Below are 20986 nucleotides of genomic sequence, written 5' to 3'. Positions count from 1 at the left end.
TTCTATGCGCAGTTAGCGCGTGCCAGCCATCAACGACCGACGCAGCAAAGGCTGCGTCCTACAGCAACTCCGTGCTGCGCTTCACAAAGGCCGTGAGGGCTTCGCCTTTCAGCATGCCCTGGGCCAGCAGGGCAAGGTCGAACGCCTGCTTGGCCAGCTTGTCGCCGCCGTCGGCCAGCACCTTGCTTACCAGCGGGTGGTTGGCGTTCACGGTCACGTCGTACGACTCGGGGAAGGCGCCGAACATCTGCATGCCGCCGCCGCCGCCGGTGCGCTGCATGTCTTTCATGCGGCGCATGAATTCGTTTTGGGTGATGACCACCGGCGCATCCTGCGGCGAGAGGGCCGCCACCTTCACGTGCATGGCCGGGTTAGCAATGGCCGTGCTGAAGGTTGCTTCCAGCTTTTTGGTGTCGTCCTCGCTCAGCACACTTTCGGTGGTTTCGTCCTTCTCGATAAGCTTGCTCACCGTGTCGGCATCCACGCGCTTGAAGCTGGTCTTTTCCAGCTTCTGCTCCAGCTGGCCCACAAAGTGCGGGTCGAGCACCTGGTCGAAGTTCAGCACGTCGTAGCCGCGCTCCTGGGCGGCCGCCACGAAGCTGTGCTGGTGTTCGGCATCGTTGGTGTAAAGCACCACGGTGTTCTCGTTCTTGTCCTGCTGGTTGGCCTGCACGTGCTCGGTGTACTCGCTGAGCGTAAACAGCTTGCCGTCCACGTTCTTCAGCAGCACGAAGTCCTTGCCCTTGTCGTAAAACTTCTCATCACTCAGCATGCCATACTTCACAAACATGCCGATGTCGCCCCACTTCTCCTCGTAGCCGGCGCGGTCCTGCTTGAACAGGCTGCTCAGCTTATCGGCGACTTTCTTGGTGATGTAGGTGTTGATTTTGCGCACCGCCGCGTCGGCCTGCAGGAAGCTGCGCGATACGTTCAGCGGAATATCGGGCGAGTCAATCACGCCGTGCAGCAGCATCAGAAACTCCGGCACCACGTCCTTCACCTCGTCGGTGATGAACACCTGGCGCGAATAGAGCTGGATCTTGTTGCGCGAAAACTGCAGCTCGTCCTTCACTTTCGGGAAGTACAGAATGCCCGTCAGGTTGAATGGATAGTCCACGTTGAGGTGAATCCAGAACAGGGGCTCGTCCATGCTCATCGGATACAGCTCCTGGTAGAATTTCTTGTAGTCCTCGTCGGTCAGCTCCGAGGGCTGCTTGGTCCAAATCGGGGTGGTTTGGTTGATAACCTCACCTTCGAACTCAATCGGGATGGGCAAGAACTTGCAGTACTTGGTGAGGATGGTGCGCAGGCGGGCTTCCTCCAGAAACTCATCCGAATCTTCGGCCACGTTGAGCACCACGTCGGTGCCGCGCTCGGCCTTCTCGGTGGTTTCGAGCGTGAAGGAGGTGCTGCCGTCGCAAGTCCAATGGGCGGCTTCGGTGCCGTCCTGGTGGCTCTGCGAGAAGATTTCAACCTCCTTGGCCACCATAAACGCCGAGTAGAAGCCCAGGCCGAACTGGCCGATAATCTGGTCTTTGGTAGCGGCGTCCTTCTCCTTGTACTGCTCCACAAACTCGGTGGCGCCGGAGAAGGCAATCTGGTTGATGTACTTCTTGATTTCTTCGCCGGTCATGCCCAGGCCGCGGTCCGAAATCGTGATTTTGCGGGCTTCCTTGTCCACCGTGACGCGCACTTTCAGCTCTCCGAGTTCGCCTTTGTACTCGCCCAGTTGGGCCAGGCTTTTCAGCTTTTGGGTGGCATCAACGGCATTGCTGACCAGTTCCCGCAGGAAAATCTCGTGGTCGGAATACAAGAACTTCTTGATGATGGGGAAAATGTTCTCGGTGTGGATGGAGATGGAGCCGGTTTCTTGCATGATATAAAATGGAAACGGTTGATTACAGACGGAATGGCCGGGCGCACAGGCGCCAGCCCCGGCCTGGCGGTTCTTCAAACCATGTTCCAAGGGGTGGGGCGCTGTCAGATTGACAGCGAACAGCGGCGCACCTTAGGCTTCCGCCACCGGGCCCTCCGGCTGCGGGCTACTACCTGCCGGAGGGCCCGTGCAGGCCAAATTTTGCCGATTCCCATTCTGTAACCAGCCGTTTGCCTACGGCAGTATCGCCTTGCGTAAACCAGTCCAGGGCTGCGAGGGCATCTCCAAACACCTGTAACTGGTAACGCATGAGGTGCCGGCCTACCCAGAGCATTGCCTCCACGGCCAGCTGATTGTGCAGCTGGTTGGAGGGATACATGACGGCCACGGCGCGCAGCGGCCGGCGCGACACGCGCGGAAACCAGTGCACTGACATCCAGAGCTCGTCGCGCATCTCAACGGGCGGCATGCCTTGAAAATCGACTAAGACGTAATGGGGGTGTAACTCTTCCACCAAATCGCGGCAGTAGCGCATGCCGGCCCGCAGCAAATGCGCCAGGGGTGCACCAACCCACTGGAAGCGCATAAGGCGCAATTCCGGGTCGTACTGTACCTGAAAGCGGTGCTGTACGGGTAGCATCACGGCTCCTGCAACCTGCTAGATTCCAGGACGACTGAAGCGGGTTACCGATTCAGGGTCTGGGGCATGCACGGCATCCCATTCGGCCATCACCTCGTGCAGGCGGGGCGAGAAGTCGCTGAGCCAGCGCATGCCCGAGCTGGCATTAGGAAAAAACTGAATGTCGAACTTAATAAACGGCCGTACCAGCGCCAGCATCGAGTCGATGGCCAGCTGGTTGTGCACGCGGTGGCGGTTGTTGATGAGCACTACGCGCTCCAAAGGCAATTTCACAATGCCTGGCATCCAGTGCGTGCCCAGCCACAGCTGGTCGTACACGGAGATGTCCGGAAAGGTATTCATGTTGAGCAGCAGGTTGCGCATACCCAACTCCTGGTCGAGGCGCAGTAGTTTCGTGGCGCTGTCCCGTAGATTGCGAGAATCGTCACCAGACGCCCATTCTACGCGCAACAAGCTCAACTCCTCGTCGTATTGTATAGAAAAATCAGAAATTGAGGTAATTATCACGATAATAAAAGGCTAAATCGCCACGGGACGCGAAAGATACAATGCCCGGGCGAAATCTTGCGTTTTTGGAGGGCCATTTCCTCGTAAAAGTTATTTTTTTATTCCCCTCAGATGAATTGCGCCGCTGTCTTCCTTCCTTTTGTACAAGCGACCATTTAGTTGCATCTTTGCATTGTGCAAACACCCCGTATCCTTCTAGCTTGGCTGTTGCTGCTGTGCCTTGTGCGCACGCTGCTGCCCGAGGCGTGGGTGTTGGCGTTGCACCGCCACGAGCACACCACCGTTGAGCCGGCGCAGGCGGCGGCATTCCGGCGCACCGGCAAGGCCCTGCTTAGTGTGCAGCACCAGCACTGCCCGATAGAGCAGTTCTACGATGTGGCCTACCAGGCGGCCACGCCCGTGGCCCTGACCTGCCCCCGTGTAGCTCCGCGCTACATGGCGGCCCCGGCCCTGCCGCCCGTGCGGCCAGCCGCCGGCGAGGCGCTCTTTGCGCGCTCTCTGCGGGGGCCACCGGCTCGCGCCTAAACCCGGCGCTTTTTTCATTTTTTGGTAATAATTCGCCTCACCCGCGGCCAGGCCCCTTTGGGCTGGCTCGCGGGCCGGGCTGTTTTTGAGATATACTCATGTTTTCAACTTTTTTCCGCTCATTTATTTGTGTGGCTTTGGCCAGCGGGCCAGCCGCGGTTGCAGCGCAGGAACTGCCGGCTACTCCGCGCGGCCGGGCCACAGCCCCTCCGCTCACCGGCCGCGTGGTCGACGCCGCAACCGGCGAAGCCCTCCCGGGCTCTACCGTGTTGTTTGAGGACCTAAAACAAGGCACTGCTACCGGGTCCGATGGCTCGTTCCGCTTTGCTAACCTGCCGCGCGGACGCTTCACGGTGCAGGTGCGCTCGCTGGGCTACAACACCGTGACGCAGGCCGTCGACACGGGCAGCGGCCAGCCGCTGGAGTTTAAATTGACAGTCGCAGCCACCGAAATCGGGCAGGTGGTGGTGACGGGCGTATCGCAGGCCACGCAGCTGCGGCGCTCGCCGGTACCCACGGCCGTGGTCGACCGCACGCGGCTGAACCAGACCTCGGGCTCGAACCTGGTGGATGCCATTGCCCACACGCCGGGCGTGGCCCAGATTACGACCGGGGCGGCCATCAGCAAGCCGGTGGTGCGCGGGCTGGGCTACAACCGCGTCATCACCCTGAACAACGGGGCCCGGCAGGAAGGCCAGCAGTGGGGCGACGAGCACGGCATCGAAATTGACGAGTTCAGCGTGGACCGGGCCGAGATTATCAAGGGCCCGGGCTCCCTGCTCTACGGCTCCGACGCCATGGCGGGCGTCATCAACTTCGTGGCCCCCGACCCCATTGCGGAGGGACGCATCAAGGGCACGGCCACGGCCAATTACCAGACGAATAACCACCTGCAAGCCTATTCCTTCGAGAATGCGGGCAACCTCAATGGTTTCAACTGGCTGGCCCGCGGCACCCGCAAGGTGGCCGGCAACTACCAGAACCGTTACGACGGCCGGGTGTATAACTCGGGCTTTAATGAGTGGGACGCCAACGGCTACGTGGGCCTGAACAAAAGCTGGGGGTACTCGCACCTCACCTTCAGTTCTTTCAACCAGCGGCTGGGGCTGACGGAAGGAGCCCGCGACCCGCAAACCGGCCGCTTCCTGAAAGACGTGCCCGATGCCGCCGGTACCGACACCGAAGCTGTGCCCGTGACCGACGCCGACCTGCGCGGCTACGGCCTGGCGGTGCCCCAGCAGCAGGTAAACCACTTGCGCATCGGCACCGACAACAGCTTCATTATGGGCGAGAGTGGCGGCCGGCTGGGCCTGCAGGTGAGCTACCAGCAGAACCTGCGCCGCGAATACGGCAACGTACTCGACCCCAGTGAAACCTCGCTGTACTTCCAGCTGCGCACCGTGGACTACTCACTGCGCTACTTCCTGCCCGAGCACAACGGCTGGAACCTGACCGTGGGCACCAGCGGCCTGCACCAGCAAAACCGCAACCTGGGCGTGGAATTCCTGATTCCGGCGTACCGTGTGAACGAAGCCGGCGTGTTTGGTGTGGCCAAAAAAACCATTGGCTCGCTCGACATCAGCGGCGGGCTGCGGTATGACGTGCGCCAGATTGCGGCCGACCGGCTGCAGCTCGACAGCGACGAACGGCCCAGCACCGACCCCACGGCCGAGATGAAGTTTCCGGGCTTCCGGAGCTCCTTCCGCAACTACAGCGGCAGTTTGGGTGCCGCGTACAATGTGAACGAGAAGCTGACGGTGAAGGCCAACCTGTCGCGCGGTTTCCGAGCGCCCAACATTGCCGAACTGGGTTCGAACGGCCAGCACGAGGGCACCATTCGCTACGAAATTGGCAACGACAACCTGGCCGCCGAAACCAGCCTGCAAGCCGATGCCGGCGTGAGCTACGTGACGGACCACGTGCGCCTGGGCATCGATGCTTTTACCAACAGCATCAGCAACTACATTTTTACGCGGCGCCTGCTGGCGGCCGGCGGGGCCGACTCGCTGCGCGACGGCAACCTGGCCTACAAGTATGCCCAGGGCCAGGCCCGTCTCTACGGTGGCGAGGTCAGCCTCGACTTCCACCCCCACCCGCTCGACTGGCTGCACTTCGAAAACTCGTTCTCGATGGTGCGCGCCCGCCAGTTGAACGTGCCGGCCGAAGAGCAGTACCTGCCCTTCATCCCCGGCGACCGGCTGCAATCGGAGCTGCGGGCTAACTTCCGCCGCTCGGGTAAGCGCATCACCAACCCTTACGCCCGCCTGCAGTTGGAGCACACCTTTGCCCAGAACCGCTACTACTCGGCTTTTGGCACCGAAACGGCCACGCCGGGCTACACACTCGTCAACGCCGGCGTGGGCACCGATGTGGCGTCGGCCGCGGGCCGCACGTTGTTTTCGCTATACCTCACGGCCAACAACCTCTTCGATGTGGGCTACCAGAGCCACCTAAGCCGCTTGAAATACGCCGACTACAACGCGGCCAACGGCCGCACCGGCGTCTTCAACCAGGGCCGCAACGTGAGCGTGCGGCTGGTGGTGCCGCTTTCGTTTAAGTAGCCGCGCTGGCGGTACTGCAGCTATTTGTACTGGCCGCCTTCCTTTGGGAGGCGGCCTTTTTTTGCAGGTGGCAGGTGATAGTCGCGCCGAAAGTGGATTAACTTACTACAGACCTGCTCCAATGACTGCTTCCCTCCTATCCGCGCCGCCTGCCTACACGCTCCGCCAAGCTCTGCTAGCCGACCGCGAGCGCGCCCTTACGCAGCTTTACCGCCGGGCCTTTCCGCCGGTGCGGCGGCTGGTGCAACGGCAGGGCGGTTCGGCCCAGGATGCGCAGGACGTGTTTCAGGATGCGTTGGTTGTTTTTTATGAGCAAGTTGTGGGCAACAAGCTTGTGCTTACGGCGTCGGCCAGCACCTACCTGGTGAGCATTGCCCGCCATCGCTGGCAGCACGAGCTGCGCCGCCGGGCGCGCCTGCCGCACGAAGCCTTGCCTGAAGGGGTGGATATGGCCGCTGAGGAAACAGAGGCCACTTTGGGGCCGGCCTTTGCGGTGCTCGACTACGTGGAGCGCCTGGGCACGAAATGTAAAAACATGCTGCTCAGCTTCTATTACTTCCAGCAGCCGCTGGCCCAGATTGCCGAGGCTAATGGCTACCGCTCGGTGCGCTCGGCCACGGTTCAGAAGTTTAAGTGTCTGGAGCGGCTGCGCGAATCGGTGCGCGCCGCATTCCGGGCCGAAACCATCGAATACTAAGCCATGCGCCCCGCCCTATCACGTCTGCAGCTAATCGAGCAGCAACTCCTGAACAGTCCCGCGGCCCTGCCAGCCGACGAATGGCACCTGCACCAGCTTCTCGACGGCGAGCTGGCGGCTGATGCTGCCGCCCAGCAGCAGCTATACGATGGCCTACGCACAGCAGGCCGCCAGCAGCTACGGGGCGAATTGCGCCAGATTCACGCGCAACTGTACACCGGCCCCTGGGCCTGGCTGCGTAGGCTGTGTGCTATCGGAACGATGTAGAGACGCGACCCATCGCGTCTCGGCGTTGAACGATAGTTGCTGGACGACTGCCAAACGGCACGAATGCCGAGACGCGATGGGTCGCGTCTCTACACATCGAAACCCTCCTTTACGGGCCTGCCTTCCCCATGCTTTTCTGGCAAGGCTGGCCGCGTCATGCCCTTTTCCAACCCACTACTCCTATGCTCAATCAAACCGAATTTCGAAAATTTGCCGTGCACGGCCGCGGCCTCAATGGCCTGGCCATCGACCAGTACCTGCACAAGGCCGAAGGATTGGCCCGGCCGTTTATTACCAACATGACCCGCTCGGTTATTGAGGAACGTCCGCAGAACTTCCGCGAAATTGACGTGTTTTCGCGGCTGATGATGGACCGCATTATATTTCTGGGGCAGGCCGTCGACGACAACATTGCCAACATCATCAACGCCCAGCTGCTGTTCCTCGAATCGGCGGATTCGCGCAAGGACATCCTGCTGTACATCAACTCGCCGGGTGGCTCGGTGTACGCCGGCTTTGGTATGTACGACACCATGCAGTACGTGCGGCCCGACGTTGCTACCATTTGCACGGGGCTGGCGGCCAGCATGGGGGCGTTTTTGCTGTGCGGCGGGGCCATTGGCAAACGCTCGGCCCTGCCCCACGCCCGCATCATGATTCACCAGCCCTCGGGCGGCGTGCAGGGCCCCTCGGCCGACATTGAAATTACGGCCCGCGAAGTGGTGAAAATCCGACAGGAGCTGTACGGCATCTACGCCGAGCGCACCGGCAAAACCTACCAGCAAATCCACGACGACTCGGACCGCGACTACTGGCTACGCGCCGACGAGGCTAAGGAGTACGGACTGATTGACGAAGTGCTCACCCGTCAGCCGTAGCTTGCCGCACCCAAAGCCGAAGGGGCACGTTTACTGCACAGTTCCTACGGTTTCTCGCGCCATGCCCCACGACCATTCCGCTCACGGCGGCCACTCCCACGCCGGCCACCAGCACGCCACTCCACCGGCCGGCGGCGCTTTTAGCGCAGCCTTCGCCATCGGCATTGCCCTCAATCTGGCCTTCGTCATCGCCGAAGCAACCGGCGGGCTGTTGGCCAACTCAGCCGCCCTGCTATCCGATGCCGGCCACAACCTGAGCGACGTGCTGAGCCTGGCCCTGGCCTGGGGCGCGGCCTGGCTGGCGGGCCGCCCGGCCACCCGGCGCTACACCTTTGGCTACCGCGGCGCCACCATTCAGGCCGCGCTGCTCAACACGGCCTTGCTCTACGCCGCGCTGGGCTTTATTCTCTGGGAGACCGTTGAGCACCTCCGCCACCCCGCGCCGGTAAATGGCCAGTGGGTAATGGCACTGGCTGGCGTGGGCATCCTCGTCAACGGCATCACGGCCTTACTTTTCCGCAGTGGCCAGAAGGCCGATGCGAACGTGCGCGGCGCCTACCTGCACATGCTCACGGATGCGCTGGTGAGCGTGGGCGTAGTGGCCGGCGGCGGCCTGGTGCTGCTCACTGGCTGGACCTGGCTCGACCCGGTTATCAGCTTCATCATCCTGGGTATTGTGGCCTTTAGCTCGTGGGGGCTGCTGCGCGACAGCCTGCGCCTGAGCCTGCAAGCCGTGCCTGATGGTATCGACCCCGAAGCCGTACGTGCCTACCTGCTGGCCCAGCCCGAGGTCGAATCTGTGCACGACCTGCACATCTGGAGCCTCAGCAGCTCGGGCCACGATGCCGCGCTGATGGCTCACCTCGTGCGCCCCGGTGGGGCCGATGCGGCCTGGCTGGGCGCGCTCACCAAGGGCCTCGAAACCGAATTCCACATTCACCACAGCACCGTGCAGGTCGAAGACGGCGCGCTGCCCGGCGGCTGCCACAGCCACTGCGAGGCCCCCGCGCCGGTAGGTGTGGCAACCGCCGAGCTGTAGCGCGAACTTTTAGTTCGCGCCCCCGAATTACACCCCCAACAACGAGAGGACGAAAACGCACCGTTCGCGCAACGATTCTTATACCCCAAGTAAGATTTTGTCCGGACCAAATATAAATTCGTCGGCACCGAGTATAAATTCGTTCGAACCGAGCAGGATTTCGTCAAGACGGAGAAGCCGTTAGCATGCGCCGAGCATGATTTCGTTTAGGCCGAGTAGGACTTCGTTCGACCCAGGCAGCAAGTAGTCGCTGCTGAGGCCCATTCCGAATGGGTAGTGGGGGTTTTCGGGGCTGCCGCTGGCAAATCCGCCGCCGCCGCTCATCTTGCGGACGCAAACCACGTCGCCACTTCATGCCAGCTGCCCTTCCCACCCCCAAAAACACCGTTCTCACCGCCGCCGTTATCGTGGCGGCGCTGGGCTATTTCGTTGATATCTACGACCTGATTCTCTTCAGTATCGTGCGCGTCGGGAGCCTTACCTCGCTGGGTATCAAGCCCGGTACGCCCGAAATGACCAACCAGGGCTTGTTCCTGATAAACATGCAGATGGGCGGCATGCTGCTCGGCGGCATCCTGTGGGGCATTCTGGGCGATAAGAAGGGCCGGCTGTCGGTACTGTTCGGGTCGATTCTGCTGTACTCGCTGGCCAACATTGCCAACGGCTTCGTGCAAACCATCGACCAGTACGCTTGGCTGCGGCTGATTGCCGGCATCGGGCTGGCGGGCGAGCTGGGCGCGGGCATCACGCTCGTGAGCGAAAGCCTGCCCAAAGAAAAGCGCGGCTACGGCACCATGATAGTGGCCACCATTGGCGTGAGCGGGGCCATGCTGGGCTATTGGGTAGCCGAAGGCTCAGGATTTGGTTGGCGCAACGCCTATTTCGTGGGTGGCGGGCTGGGGCTGGCGCTGCTGGTGCTGCGCGTGAGCGTGTTCGAATCGGGCATGTTTCAGCAGGTGCAGGCGCAGGCCGAGGTTGTTCGAGGCAACTTCTTTAGCCTGTTCAGCAACCCGGTGCGGTTAGGCAAGTACTTGCGCATTTTGCTGATTGGGGTGCCGCTGTGGTTTGTGGTGGGCATTCTGGTGACGCTGGCGCCGGAGTTTGGGAAGGCGCTGGGTCTCACGGGTGAGGTCACGGCCGGGCTGGCGGTGTTCTGGTGCTACTTCGGGCTGGTGTTTGGCGATTTCCTCAGCGGCATGCTCAGCCAGCTGTGGCACTCGCGCAACAAAGCGTTGCAGCTTTTTCTGGTGTTTTGCGCTACCCTGGTGGGCGTGTACTTGTTTGGGGTGAAGGGCGCTTCGCCTACCGTTTTCTACGGCGTGTGCTTCGTGCTGGGCATGTCGGTGGGCTTCTGGGCACTGTTTGTGACGGTGGCGGCCGAGCAGTTTGGCACCAACATCCGGGCCACGGTGGCTACTACGGCGCCCAACTTCGCCCGCGGGGCAGTGGTGGGGCTAGTGCCGGCCTTCAAATACCTGAGCGGGGCACTGGGCGGCATTATTCCGGGCGCAGCCGTGCTGGGTGGCCTCACGCTGCTGGTGGCGTTCTGGGCCGTGAGTACCCTGCCCGAGAGCTATGGCAAAGACCTGGACTACGTAGAGGAATAGCCGCTACGGTACTGCTTAAACTGCCCCCGCTATTTCTTAGCGAACGTTCCTGAAAACCTTGGCAGTATCGCGGCGTACACGGCTCGTACCTATTGGGCCACCCAGTCCTTCCCCATGAAAAAGTTCTTCGGCCTGATGGCCATTCTCGCCGTTTCGGCCCTCTCTGCCCAAGCCCAAACCACGCCGGTGCCTGCCCCCACCGACCCCACCATGGTGCCGGCCCTCACGCCCGAGCAGCAGGCCCAGCGCGCCGCCGATGCCAAAGCCGCTTACGACGCCCAGAAGCAGCAGTCCAACTCCAGCGACCAGGCGGTGCGCGACAGCAAAAGCCAGCTCCAGCAAAACGCCAACTCGCAAAGCGACCTGAAAAAGCAGCTGAAAGAGCAGCGCAACCAGGAAAAAGCGCAGAAAGCCCAACTCAAGCAGCAGCGCAATGCAGCCAAAGAAGCCAAGAAGCAGGAGCGCGCCGCCCGCGACATGGCCAAAGCCGAAAAGAAACGCGCCAAGGAAATGAAATAACCAAGCGGTTATTCCGTCGTATCCTAAAAAGACTCCAGCTTCGGCTGGAGTTTTTTATTGCCCGGCTTACGGCCAACCAGCCTACTTTCGCCCCACCAAACAACCCTTCCGTATGGCTACGCCCACCAAAAACACCCCCATGTTCTACCCGTGGCACCATTTTGTGCTGGCGCCGCTGGCCCTGCTCATGGCTGGCTACGCCATATTACGCTACACCAAAGTGGCCGGCGACGACGACCAGACGGCCCGACTCTGGTTCACGGTGGCCGCCCTGGCGGTCATCGGCCTGGGCGTGCTCATAATGCTGCGCCAGCACTACGCCCTGCAGCTGCAGGACCGCATTTGCCGGCTCGAAGTGCGCCAGCGCTACTTTGAAGTGAGCGGCCAGCGCTTCGCCGCGCTTGAAAAGCAGCTCAGTCTGGCCCAGATTCTGAGCCTGCGCCTGGCCGGCGATGCCGAACTGCCCGCCCTGGCCCAAGCCGCGGCCGCCGAAAAACTCAGCCCCAAAGACATTCAAGCTCGTATCACCGACTTTCAGTTCGACACCATGCGCGTCTGATTTCAATGGGTGAATGGGCAAATGCGTGAATGGGTGAGTGATTTTCTCTCCTTGCTAATCCGGCTTTTTCATTCACCCATTCACGCATTTGCTCATTCACTCATTGCCCATGATTCTCTACAACGTGACAACCAGCATCGAGCCCGCCATCGCCGACGAATGGCTGGACTACATGCGCTCCACCCACATTCCCGAGGTGATGGATACCGGCTTCTTTATCAAAAGCCAGCTGCTGCGCCTGCTCAATGAAGAAGACAACGGCATCACCTACGCCACTCAGTACTATTGCATTAGCCTGGAACAACTAGAGGAATATCAAACCCTCTGTGCGCCTGCCCTGCGAGCCGACATGGACAAGCACTTTGCGGGCAAGTACGTTTCGTTCCGCACCATGCTGGAAGTGGTGGAATAGCCTGGCAACTCTAAAAAGCCCCTTATGCAGCGCGCAGCGAAGCATAAGGGGCTTTTACAGGTTCTATTCGGGCCTTTTTCAGGCACGAAAACGGCCTCCCTGCTGTTGAAACAGCACTCCATGAAAAACATCATCTTCTTCGGCGACAGCCTCACGGCCGGCCACGGCCTGCCCGCCGCCCAAAGCTTTCCCAGCCTGTTGCAGCAGCGCCTCGACGCCCAGCAGCTTCCCTATAAAGCCTATAACTACGGGGTGAGTGGCGAAACCAGCGCCGGCGGCCGCCAGCGCCTGGCTACTGTGCTGGCCCGTCATCCGGTCGACGTATTCGTGTTGGCCCTCGGGGCTAACGATGGCATCCGGGGCATCCCCGTTCGCGAAACTAGCCAGAACCTGCAGTTCATCATCGACGCGATGAAGCGCCAGTTCCCGCTCGCCCAACTTGTGTTGGCTGGCCTGGAATTTCCGTTCGACCTCGGCCCATTGGGCGGCCACCGCCTGGCGCACTACGCCGGCGAATTCAAAGCCCTGTTCCGCACCCTGGCCGACAAAAATTCGCTGCCCTTCATCCCTTTCCTGCTACAAGGGGTGCTCGGCCGCCGCGAGCTGAACCTGGCCGACGGCGTACATCCCAACGCCGCGGGCCAGCAGATTTTGGCCAACAACGTGTGGCAGGTATTGGGGCCGTTGCTGTAGCGTAGCACGCAGCCTTTGCTGCGCACGCGAGCACAGCGAGCCGCCGCCGCCATCACGTATGATGCTCGCTACGCTCGCGTACGCAGCCTTTGCTGCGTGCTACGTCGGCTAGTTGCTGGCTAGCCAAACAAGCTTCCCTGCACCGCTTGCGGGATAATACGCGGCGGCGGCACGGCAATTCCAATGAGGCCCTTCAGCTTTTCGAGCAGGTATTGCGCGAAGATGGGCGCGTGGCGCACATCCTTCTGGTGGATGAAGAAGTAAACTTCGTGCACGCCCTGGGCCACCCAGGCGGCTATTCGCTCGGCCCAGGCATCGGCTCGCTGGTAGTCGGTGCTGTGCAGGCCGTGCCCGTTGAAGCGAATAAAGGCCGTGGGCGTCGTCAGACGCATGGGCAGCACATCGCGCCGGCCCGCTACGTCGGTTATCACGAGGGTCTTGTTCAGGGCTTCGAGGGTAGCGAACACGGCATCGGCCAGCACCTGGTCGGCAAACCAGCGCGGGTGCCGCAGCTCCACGGCCAGCGGCACGGTTTCGGGGAAATCGAGCAGGAAGCGCTCCAGGCGCGGCAGGTGCTCGGGGCCGAAGTGGGGCGGCAGCTGCAAAAAGGCCCAACCCAGGTTCTCACCCAACCCTTCGAAAGCCCGCGCCGTAGTCACCACCAAGTCATCGGCTTGGAAAAGCTCCCGCTCGTGGCTGATGCTGCGCGGCAGCTTGGGACAGAACTTAAAGCCTGCATCCGGCCCCACGGCCTCGCGCCAGCGTCGCACGGTGGCAGCATCTGGAATGCGGTAATGCGTGGTATTCAGCTCGATGCTATTGAACTGCTGCGCGTAGTAGCGCAGGTAGTCGGGCTCCTTGGCACCAAGCGGGAAATAAGAACCCAGCCACTCCTTATTGGTCCAGATGGGGCAGCCTACATATAGGTTAACCGGCGTGGGCTGCGTGGAACGGGCCCGGGCCAGCACACGGGCCGTTTCGGGGTGGTCGGGCGGAAAGCCAAAATCAACGTAGTGCAGGTCGGGCAGGCGGCCAAAATCCATGGGGCAAAGGTAAGTTCGTTGTCAGTTGTTGGCGGTCAGTTATCAGTTGGAGGCCATCCAGGCACTAACAACTGACCGCCAACAACTGACCGCTACTCGGCAAACACCATATCGATGCAGAGGGCCGCAGCCAGCACCAGGCGGCGCACATCGTCGGTGGACGCTACCGTGGGTTCAATGTTGATGACGTAGTTGTCGGCCGACGTGAACAGTTCCTTGCCCAGCCCCATCCATTGCTTCGTCACAAGGGCAATCTGTACATCGTTGCGCATAAACTTATACTCAAAGCTGGTGAGCTTGCCCTGCACCGTGCACACCACTTGGTCGTTGGTATCGAGCAGGTCGAGCTTGCCGCCCAGGCTCAGCAGGCGCTGCCGGAAGCGGCCCAGCAGCACGTCGTTGCCATCGAGCACCTGCACCGTGGAGCGGAATATCGATACGCCGCGCTTCAGGCGCAGCACCAGGCTCTGGCCCGCGTCGCGCACTTCGATGTCAAAAGGCGTTTGGGTTTTGTATTTCGTGAACCGGAACATCTTGGTGAAGAAGCCCAGGTTGGGCTCGCGGCACTCGAGCAGCGGCTGCTGCGATTGCAGGTCGAGGATGTCGTAGCTATTGGCTGCTTTCAGAATGCCGACGTGCTCTTTAACGAGGAATTGATTGCGAGAAAAAAGGGAGTTCATGGAGAAAATGTGCTGTGAAGGAAGCTGCAAGTATACCCGGTTCCTGCTGCGCGATACCTCGAACTCTTGCCTCAACATTCGGCGACTTGAATGAACGAGGTGCCAGCCAACCGCTTACAAAAAAATCGGGACTTGTGCAACCCGGTTTCAAAGGTAGCCGTGGCGCCGATGCCCAAATTTTATACCCGTCGCATAATCTAATTTTAGCGTCGGCGCAAGGGTTGGAGGGTGGTTGGGCAAAATATAGTTTCAGGCACCTCATGGCGGGTTTTACAGAACCATCTTAGATTAATTAAATACAAGTTTTATGGGAAAAGGATAATTTTTAGCCCAAATGGATTAGTAGCGCGCGGCTGTTTTTTAGCATTGCATGGTGGGTAGGCCTATGTTTGTCCTGCTCACCATCTGCAAAATCGCATGATTTTAGTTCGACGCTCTGTAATAACCGCCCTCTCCAGCTGTCTTTTGTTGCTGCTGGGTTTTGTGTACACGCCGGCGCTGGCCCGCGTGCCTCGTACCACTTCCACGGACCCCACCGCCACTACCAGCAGCACGACAGTGCTCCGTGGCCGGGCCTCCTGGTACGGCAGTTACTTCCAGGGCAAGCGCACTAGCAGCGGCGAGCGCTACAACCGCCACGCCTATACCTGCGCTCACAAAACCCTACCCTTCGGCACCCGCCTGCGGGTAACCAACGTGAAGAATGGCAAGTCCGTCATCGTGCGGGTTTCCGACCGCGGCCCCTTCCGCCACCAGCGCATTCTGGATTTGTCGGAAGCCGCCGCCCACCCATTGGGCATAGTTGATTGCGGCGCCGCCACCGTTGTAGCTGAGGTAGTAGCCGACAATACCCCCCTCGGGCCAGCTACACCCCCCGCCAACCTGGCCACCCTCTACGACTCCGACCCCAACCCTGACGCAGCCTACACAACATATAAGGTAACCACCAAGGCTGCCAGCACCGAGGCTGCTCTTGTGGCCGCGGCTCCCGTAACCACTGCCGAAGTAATCGACGTGGCCGAATCGGTAGATTGCCCCGCCGGCTTCCTTATTCAGGCCGGCTCGTTTGTTGATGCCGCCAATGCCCAGGCCGTGCAGGCGCGCATCAAGGCGCACCTCCCCGAAGTTACCGTTACCATTGCCCAGGATTTGGTGGATGGCCGCCAGCGCAGCCGCGTGCTCGTGGGCAACTTTGGCGAGCGGCCCGAGGCCGAAGCCGTCCGCCAACAGCTGCTCTTATGGGGCATCGGTGGCCTGGTACGCGAAGTAGCGCTGCGGTGAGTGATTAGTAGAGAGTCGTAACTATAGAGTAGTTAGACACGCAGGCATCTTCATTCTTGAAAGCCTGCTGAGAGAAACGCCGCACCCGCCCGGAGAAGCAATTGACGCCATTGTCGTTACTTGCTACCCCGAGCGGGTGCGGCGTTTTCATTAGGCCCACCCGAGTCTTATTACTCACTACTTGCTACTCTTTGATATATGCTGAAAGCCCTGCTGGCCTTGGCCGCGAGCATTACGCTGGCGTGGATGCTCAACACCAAGCAAGGTGACCTGCCGCCTTTCGGCAAGCTGCTGAGCCCGTACCGCGGCTTTTGGCAGAACGGCGAGCGGCCCGGCGACTTCCCCGAGCGCCAGACGCTGGCCCTACCCGGCCTGCGCCAGCCCGTGACGGTGCGCTACGACGACCACCGCGTGCCGCATGTATTTGCCCAGAACGACGCCGACCTGTACTTCGCCCAGGGCTACCTCACGGCCCGCGACCGCCTTTGGCAAATGGAGTTCCAGACCCACGTAGCCGCCGGGCGGCTAAGCGAGATTGTGGGCCCGGCCCGGCTCGAAACCGACCGGTTTTTCCGACGCATGGGCCTGCCCTTTGGTGCAGCAAACTCGCTGAAGGCCATGATGGCCGACCCGGGCACGCGCACCGTGCTGGAGTCGTATTCGGCGGGCGTGAATGCCTACATCGGCCAGCTCACACCCGCTACGCTGCCCTTCGAATACAAGCTGCTCGACTACCAGCCCGAGCCCTGGCAGCCCCTGAAGTGCGCGTTGCTGCTTAAGTATATGGCCTGGGACTTGAGTGGCCGAACCGACGATTTGCGCATGAGCAATATCCTGCGTCAGTATGGCCCGGCCGTGGTGAAGGACCTGTTTCCGGACTACCCCACCCGCGAAGACCCGATTGTGCCGGTGGGCACGCCGCTCGATTTTAAGCCGATGCCTGCTCCGGCGGTGCCCAAATCCTTCGAGGCAGCCTATGCCACCCAGCAGCTGCGCAGCGAGCCCGATGCCGAGCTGGGCTCCAACAACTTTGCGGTGAGCGGCTTGAAGTCGGCTTCGGGCTACCCGCTGCTGGCCAACGACCCGCACCTGCAGCTGAACCTGCCCAGCATCTGGTACCAGATTCAATTGAATGCGCCGGGCCTGAACGTGTACGGCGTCACGATTCCGGGGGCGCCGGCCGTCATCATTGGCTTTAATGAGAACGTGGCCTGGGGCGTGACCAATGTGGCCGCTGATGTGCTCGACTTCTATCAGCTAAAATTTAAGGACAACACACGCCGCGAGTACTGGCACGACGGCCGCTGGAAACCCGTGCGGCGGGTGGTCGAGCACATTAAGGTGCGGGGCCAGCCCGACCGGCTCGATACGGTGCTTTACACCCACCACGGCCCGGTGGTGTACGATAAGGCTGAAAAGCCCTTTCACCCGCAAACGCCCATTGGCCACGCCATGCGCTGGACGGCGCACGACGGCGCCAACGAAGTGGGCACCTTCGTGCGCCTGAACCACGCCCGCACCTACGCCGACTACACCGCCGCGCTGGCTACCTACGGCTCGCCGGCCCAGAACTTCATTTTTGCCGACAACGAGAAGGACATTGCCATTTGGCCCAACGGCCGGTTCCCGCTGAAATGGCGCGACCAAGGCAAGTTCATCCTCGATGGCACCGACCCCGCCTACGACTGGCAGGGCTGGATACCAGCCGCCCAAAACCCTCACGTAAAGAACCCGGCCCGGGGTTTCGTAAGCTCGGCCAACCAGTTTTCGACCGGTCCCGACTACCCCTACTACCTCAACTGGAGCTACGCCAGCTACGAGCGCGGCCACCGCATCAACCAGCGCCTGGCTGCCATGACGCAAGTGACACCCGACAGCCTGCGCCAGCTCCAGAACGACGTACTCGACTTGAATGCCCAGCTGATGCTGCCCCGCCTGCTAGCCCTGGTGAGCGACCCGGCGCTGGGGGCAACTCCGCCCGTTGCGACCTCGCCGGAAGGCCGCATACTGGCCGAACTGCGCCGCTGGCCTTACCAGTACACGGCCGATGCAGTGGGCCCCACCATCTTCAACCTGTGGTACGCCAACTTGGTAAAGCGCCTCTGGGACGATGACTTCCCGCTCGGCCCCACCGGCCCTGCCCTACGCTATCCCAGCCGCGACCGCACCAACACCTTGATTTTGAGCGAGCCGAATTCGCCCTGGATTGACGACCGTCACACTTCCGCCCGGGAAACCTTGCCCCAACTGGCACTACAGAGCCTGCGTTACGCCACCGACTCGCTCACCCGCAAGTTTGGGCCGCTCTCGCCCAAGTGGCACTGGGCCGCCCAGAAAAGCACCGACGTGCTGCACCTGCTCCAGCTGCCCGGTTTCGGCGAGATGGACCTGGACTGCGGTGGCGGCGCGGGCATCGTGAACGCCACCTCCGAGCGCAACGGCCCCAGCTGGCGCATGGTGGTGGCCCTGGGCCCGCAGGTGCGCGCCTACGGCGTGTACCCCGGTGGCCAAAGCGGCAACCCCGGCTCGCCATTTTACAACAACCTGCTGGAAACCTGGCGTGTGGGTCAGCTCGATGAGTTGGTGTTCCTGCGCTCGGCTGCGGAGGTCAACCCACGGGTTGCCACGGCCTGGACGCTGCAAGGGCGGTAGCTTGCATACTTCATCGTTATTTCAAGGCTTTTCTACCATTGCCATGCACGTTCGTCTTTTGCCGGCAATTTCAACCTCTTGTCGTTGGAGTGGCTTTTTATTTGTCCTGCTTTCGCCTGCTTTGGCTGTTGCTCAGTAACCAGCGGCCTCGCAGCCGTCTCAGCATACTGAACTCATCACAAGCCAGGGCTATGCAGTTGATGACCGCATGCCGGAGCTAGCTCCGGGCGGTGGGGGCGCGGCTGCTATTATCTGAGCTATTCAAAATGAGGTGCGTTACCCAGCCACGGCGCTTCGGTTATAGATTGAGGGCATCGTACTGGTGGAGTTCACCGTCGACCAGACGGGGGTGGCACAGAATGGCCGAATCATCCGCCACGTCGCGGGTGGCTGCGATGAGGCTGCGCTGGCGGCTGTGCGCAAGCTTCCGCGTTTTAATCCAGGCACGCAGGGCAGGGCGGCCGACCAGTTGCCATGTCGGTATCCGTCCCCATCACCTTCAGGCTGCAAGAATCCAAAGCCGACCTGCTGGATACCCTGAAGCGCGTGTACCCCCTGGTAAACCAAATGCCGCACCTGCCAAACACCGAAGGCGGCGCAGCTATTTTTCGAACCATTCAGCAGGCGGTGGTGATGCCGGCGGAAGTAGCCAACGATACGCTCCGGCGCAAAGTATTCGTTGGTTTCACGGTAGGTCCCAGCGGGGTAATCCGCGACATTAAAATTGTGCGCGGCTTAAACACAGCCTGCAATGCTGCGGCCCTGGCTGCGGTGCAGAAGTTGCCACGCTTGGTCGGGGGCAAGCTCAACGGGGTTCCGGCTTCCGTTAGCCTTACCGTGCCCGTATTATTTGGCCGCCTGCCCAAAGAATAGTGCGCTACATGAACTTACTTCCCTTTCAGCTTTCAGTAAAGTTATTTGTTAATATTTTTATATATTTATAATTAATCAGCAGCCTTTCTGCCCAACGGCTACTAGTGGAAGAATTTTCAACCTTATTCCGCTGAAAAGATGGGCTCATTTCTCGTTTCGCCGATACCCAGTAATAGCTGTGCCAGCTACAATGCTTCAGGCATTGATTTCATCAGCAAAGCGCTGCGACCAGTCTACCCAGGCCTGGCCGCTACCAGCGGCATTTTAGCGGCCCCGAGCTGGACAACGACAACGCCCCCCTACTGCCGCCCCGCCCTGCAACTCATCGGCCCGGGCGAACAGTCGGAAAACGAGGAAGAAGATGCCGACGACCTGGAGCTGGAAAACGACGAAGACCACAGCAAGCTGCGCCTGGCCCGAGCCCAACCCACCGCCGAAGACGGCAGTACTGCCGCCCGCGGCGACGACGGCACCATCAACCCACCCTTTCCGTAATGACCAAGCAAACGGGTAGCACAGGTTTGGCTCTGGCCGTAAATTCGCGGCATGGATACCCGCTCTCCTCAGCTTCGGCATCATCGACTACCCCGACTGCGTGCAGTGGCGATATTGCTGGGCCTGTTGCTGCTCGCCAGCCGCCCCGCCAGCGCCCAGCGCTATGGCCAATATGCGACCGACACCACCCAGGTTTTCAGCTACGTCGACCAGCTGCCGACCCTACCCGGTGGCGGCGACCAGGTAGCGTTGGTGAAAGCCATTCAGAAGCAGCTGCAGCTACCGGCCGAAGTGCGCGAGAGCCGCGTGGAGGGCCGCGTGTTCGTGCGCGTGATAGTGGGCGTGAGCGGTGTGGGCCGCAAAGCCACCGTGGTGCAGTCGCTCAGCCCCGCCTGCGATGCCGCAGCTCTGGCCGCTGTACGCCGCATGCCACGGCTGCTGCCCGGTATTTACCAGGGCCAGCCGGTAGCAGTGATGCTTACCCTGCCAGTCATCTTTCTATCGCCGCGCCATGTGTATGCGGCCAACGAGGTGGCCCGGCCGGCACGCTTCCCGGGCGGCGACGCGGCGCTCGAGACCTGGTTGCTGCAGCACAAAATCATACCGGCCGAAGTAAAGCAGCGCGACCTGCAAGGCCGGGTCACGCTACGCTTTGTGGTGAAAGCCGACGGCCGTGTAGGCGCTACCGAAGTTATAAACTCCTTGTGCCCGGGCTGCGACGACGAAGCCCTGCGCCTCGTGCGCAGTTTTCCGAGCTGGGAGCAGGCCCTGGGCTACGACGACCAACCCGTGGCCCAATACCAGGTGCTGCACGTGTGGTTCCGGCCCGGCCCGCCCCCGGCCGGCTTGGCCCCACCCGTACCGGAAAGCCAGGTTTACAGTGGAGCCGAACAAATGCCGAACCTGCCCAATGGCAGCAGCGATGCCCAACTACAAGCCGCCATTCAAGAGCGCATTCACTACCCCGAGCATGTTGTGAGCGGCGACACGCAAGTAAGCTTTGTGGTGGAGCCCGATGGCCGCGTGACCCGTCCGGTCCTCCTCAACAGCCTAGGCATAGCCACCGACGAGGCAATTCTCGATGCTGTGCTACGGTTGCCGCGCTTCGAGCCGGGCCGCCAGCGCAGGCAAGTTGTGGCCGTGCGCCTGAAGGTGCCGGTCAGTATCGAAATTCGTTAAATA

At 61.1% G+C, this 20986-nt stretch carries 22 protein-coding genes; 17 read left to right on the top strand and 5 right to left on the bottom strand.

All coding sequences use genetic code 11. From position 1 onward, the window contains the following. Positions 1-58 precede the first annotated feature (58 nt). The 3 genes from htpG to ABD837_RS12555 form a co-directional block, all read right to left on the bottom strand. A complete protein-coding gene (gene htpG / locus ABD837_RS12565) occupies positions 59-1876 on the bottom strand; it encodes a molecular chaperone HtpG (protein ID WP_345054905.1) in 1818 nt (605 codons plus the stop codon). A gap of 169 nt (positions 1877-2045) precedes the next feature. Beyond that, positions 2046-2519 (bottom strand): hypothetical protein, encoded by a 474-nt coding sequence (locus ABD837_RS12560; RefSeq protein ID WP_345054903.1) that lies wholly within the window; start codon positions 2517-2519, stop codon positions 2046-2048. A gap of 15 nt (positions 2520-2534) precedes the next feature. Then, positions 2535-3023 carry a hypothetical protein gene (locus tag ABD837_RS12555; RefSeq protein ID WP_345054900.1) on the bottom strand — a complete coding sequence of 163 codons (489 nt, stop codon included), beginning with the start codon at positions 3021-3023 and terminating at the stop codon, positions 2535-2537. A gap of 174 nt (positions 3024-3197) precedes the next feature. On the opposite strand from ABD837_RS12555, the gene ABD837_RS12550 reads away from it, so the two are divergent. The 11 genes from ABD837_RS12550 to ABD837_RS12500 all read left to right on the top strand — a co-directional run bounded on the left by ABD837_RS12550 (position 3198) and on the right by ABD837_RS12500 (position 12780). Continuing rightward, positions 3198-3548 carry a hypothetical protein gene (locus tag ABD837_RS12550; protein WP_345054897.1) on the top strand — a complete coding sequence of 117 codons (351 nt, stop codon included), beginning with the start codon at positions 3198-3200 and terminating at the stop codon, positions 3546-3548. Positions 3549-3646: 98 nt separating this feature from the next. Next, a complete protein-coding gene (locus ABD837_RS12545; RefSeq protein WP_345054894.1) occupies positions 3647-6109 on the top strand; it encodes a TonB-dependent receptor in 2463 nt (820 codons plus the stop codon). Positions 6110-6230: 121 nt separating this feature from the next. Beyond that, the gene (locus ABD837_RS12540) at positions 6231-6806 is read left to right on the top strand and encodes an RNA polymerase sigma factor (RefSeq protein ID WP_345054891.1); all 576 of its coding nucleotides are present in this window, start codon (positions 6231-6233) and stop codon (positions 6804-6806) included. A 3-nt stretch (positions 6807-6809) separates the two neighbouring features. Continuing rightward, a complete protein-coding gene (locus ABD837_RS12535; protein ID WP_345054889.1) occupies positions 6810-7073 on the top strand; it encodes a hypothetical protein in 264 nt (87 codons plus the stop codon). 182 nt (positions 7074-7255) lie between these two features. Then, positions 7256-7951, top strand: coding sequence for a ClpP family protease (locus tag ABD837_RS12530; RefSeq protein WP_345054886.1), 696 nt, complete (start codon positions 7256-7258; stop codon positions 7949-7951). Between the two features lie 61 nt (positions 7952-8012). Then, a complete protein-coding gene (locus ABD837_RS12525; RefSeq protein WP_345054884.1) occupies positions 8013-8990 on the top strand; it encodes a cation diffusion facilitator family transporter in 978 nt (325 codons plus the stop codon). A gap of 353 nt (positions 8991-9343) precedes the next feature. Further along, complete coding sequence (locus tag ABD837_RS12520; protein ID WP_345054881.1) at positions 9344-10597, top strand: MFS transporter; 1254 nt, start codon at positions 9344-9346, stop codon at positions 10595-10597. 114 nt (positions 10598-10711) lie between these two features. Beyond that, positions 10712-11116 (top strand): hypothetical protein, encoded by a 405-nt coding sequence (locus ABD837_RS12515; protein ID WP_345054879.1) that lies wholly within the window; start codon positions 10712-10714, stop codon positions 11114-11116. A gap of 112 nt (positions 11117-11228) precedes the next feature. Continuing rightward, entirely contained in the window at positions 11229-11675 is a 447-nt protein-coding gene (locus ABD837_RS12510) for a DUF6526 family protein (protein WP_345054876.1), read from the top strand. Positions 11676-11784: 109 nt separating this feature from the next. Next, on the top strand, positions 11785-12087 hold the full coding sequence (locus ABD837_RS12505) for a DUF4286 family protein (protein WP_345054873.1): 303 nt from the start codon (positions 11785-11787) through the stop codon (positions 12085-12087). 120 nt (positions 12088-12207) lie between these two features. Further along, on the top strand, positions 12208-12780 hold the full coding sequence (locus ABD837_RS12500; protein WP_345054871.1) for an arylesterase: 573 nt from the start codon (positions 12208-12210) through the stop codon (positions 12778-12780). Between the two features lie 119 nt (positions 12781-12899). Here ABD837_RS12500 and ABD837_RS12495 read toward each other — a convergent pair whose 3' ends face one another. Both ABD837_RS12495 and ABD837_RS12490 read right to left on the bottom strand, forming a co-directional pair. Then, entirely contained in the window at positions 12900-13823 is a 924-nt protein-coding gene (locus ABD837_RS12495; protein ID WP_345054868.1) for a DUF72 domain-containing protein, read from the bottom strand. A gap of 92 nt (positions 13824-13915) precedes the next feature. Further along, positions 13916-14503: an LURP-one-related family protein gene (locus ABD837_RS12490; protein WP_345054865.1), complete on the bottom strand. Its 588-nt coding sequence runs from the start codon at positions 14501-14503 to the stop codon at positions 13916-13918. A gap of 417 nt (positions 14504-14920) precedes the next feature. Between ABD837_RS12490 and ABD837_RS12485 the strand changes: the two genes are divergently transcribed. The 6 genes from ABD837_RS12485 to ABD837_RS12465 all read left to right on the top strand — a co-directional run bounded on the left by ABD837_RS12485 (position 14921) and on the right by ABD837_RS12465 (position 20983). Continuing rightward, on the top strand, positions 14921-15784 hold the full coding sequence (locus ABD837_RS12485; protein ID WP_345054863.1) for a septal ring lytic transglycosylase RlpA family protein: 864 nt from the start codon (positions 14921-14923) through the stop codon (positions 15782-15784). 198 nt (positions 15785-15982) lie between these two features. Further along, complete coding sequence (locus tag ABD837_RS12480) at positions 15983-18436, top strand: penicillin acylase family protein (RefSeq protein WP_345054860.1); 2454 nt, start codon at positions 15983-15985, stop codon at positions 18434-18436. Positions 18437-18740: 304 nt separating this feature from the next. Beyond that, a complete protein-coding gene (locus tag ABD837_RS24995; protein WP_425554343.1) occupies positions 18741-18977 on the top strand; it encodes an energy transducer TonB in 237 nt (78 codons plus the stop codon). Beyond that, positions 18911-19309 (top strand): energy transducer TonB, encoded by a 399-nt coding sequence (locus ABD837_RS12475; RefSeq protein ID WP_345054858.1) that lies wholly within the window; start codon positions 18911-18913, stop codon positions 19307-19309. The genes ABD837_RS24995 and ABD837_RS12475 overlap by 67 nt, the downstream gene beginning before the upstream one ends. A gap of 138 nt (positions 19310-19447) precedes the next feature. Next, positions 19448-19804, top strand: a complete 357-nt coding sequence (locus ABD837_RS12470; protein WP_345054856.1) for a hypothetical protein — start codon at positions 19448-19450, stop codon at positions 19802-19804. A gap of 105 nt (positions 19805-19909) precedes the next feature. Beyond that, the gene (locus ABD837_RS12465; RefSeq protein WP_345054853.1) at positions 19910-20983 is read left to right on the top strand and encodes a TonB family protein; all 1074 of its coding nucleotides are present in this window, start codon (positions 19910-19912) and stop codon (positions 20981-20983) included. Positions 20984-20986 lie beyond the last annotated feature (3 nt).

This window comes from Hymenobacter glaciei, from assembly GCF_039539585.1.
Lineage (GTDB): Bacteria > Bacteroidota > Bacteroidia > Cytophagales > Hymenobacteraceae > Hymenobacter > Hymenobacter glaciei.
This window is presented reverse-complemented; position numbering and strand designations above follow the sequence as displayed.

What these genes read in the sequence shown, in the direction of transcription:
- ABD837_RS12520 (WP_345054881.1), top strand. Translation starts at nt 9,344, where the DNA reads ATGCCAGCTGCCCTTCCCACCCCCAAAAACACCGTTCTCACCGCCGCC.
- ABD837_RS12490 (WP_345054865.1), bottom strand. Translation starts at nt 14,503, where the DNA reads ATGAACTCCCTTTTTTCTCGCAATCAATTCCTCGTTAAAGAGCACGTC.
- ABD837_RS12505 (WP_345054873.1), top strand. Translation starts at nt 11,785, where the DNA reads ATGATTCTCTACAACGTGACAACCAGCATCGAGCCCGCCATCGCCGAC.
- ABD837_RS12495 (WP_345054868.1), bottom strand. Translation starts at nt 13,823, where the DNA reads ATGGATTTTGGCCGCCTGCCCGACCTGCACTACGTTGATTTTGGCTTT.
- ABD837_RS12535 (WP_345054889.1), top strand. Translation starts at nt 6,810, where the DNA reads ATGCGCCCCGCCCTATCACGTCTGCAGCTAATCGAGCAGCAACTCCTG.
- ABD837_RS12530 (WP_345054886.1), top strand. Translation starts at nt 7,256, where the DNA reads ATGCTCAATCAAACCGAATTTCGAAAATTTGCCGTGCACGGCCGCGGC.
- htpG (WP_345054905.1), bottom strand. Translation starts at nt 1,876, where the DNA reads ATGCAAGAAACCGGCTCCATCTCCATCCACACCGAGAACATTTTCCCC.
- ABD837_RS12480 (WP_345054860.1), top strand. Translation starts at nt 15,983, where the DNA reads ATGCTGAAAGCCCTGCTGGCCTTGGCCGCGAGCATTACGCTGGCGTGG.
- ABD837_RS12470 (WP_345054856.1), top strand. Translation starts at nt 19,448, where the DNA reads ATGGGCTCATTTCTCGTTTCGCCGATACCCAGTAATAGCTGTGCCAGC.
- ABD837_RS12540 (WP_345054891.1), top strand. Translation starts at nt 6,231, where the DNA reads ATGACTGCTTCCCTCCTATCCGCGCCGCCTGCCTACACGCTCCGCCAA.
- ABD837_RS12525 (WP_345054884.1), top strand. Translation starts at nt 8,013, where the DNA reads ATGCCCCACGACCATTCCGCTCACGGCGGCCACTCCCACGCCGGCCAC.
- ABD837_RS12485 (WP_345054863.1), top strand. Translation starts at nt 14,921, where the DNA reads ATGATTTTAGTTCGACGCTCTGTAATAACCGCCCTCTCCAGCTGTCTT.
- ABD837_RS12510 (WP_345054876.1), top strand. Translation starts at nt 11,229, where the DNA reads ATGGCTACGCCCACCAAAAACACCCCCATGTTCTACCCGTGGCACCAT.
- ABD837_RS12515 (WP_345054879.1), top strand. Translation starts at nt 10,712, where the DNA reads ATGAAAAAGTTCTTCGGCCTGATGGCCATTCTCGCCGTTTCGGCCCTC.
- ABD837_RS12475 (WP_345054858.1), top strand. Translation starts at nt 18,911, where the DNA reads ATGTCGGTATCCGTCCCCATCACCTTCAGGCTGCAAGAATCCAAAGCC.
- ABD837_RS12500 (WP_345054871.1), top strand. Translation starts at nt 12,208, where the DNA reads ATGAAAAACATCATCTTCTTCGGCGACAGCCTCACGGCCGGCCACGGC.
- ABD837_RS12545 (WP_345054894.1), top strand. Translation starts at nt 3,647, where the DNA reads ATGTTTTCAACTTTTTTCCGCTCATTTATTTGTGTGGCTTTGGCCAGC.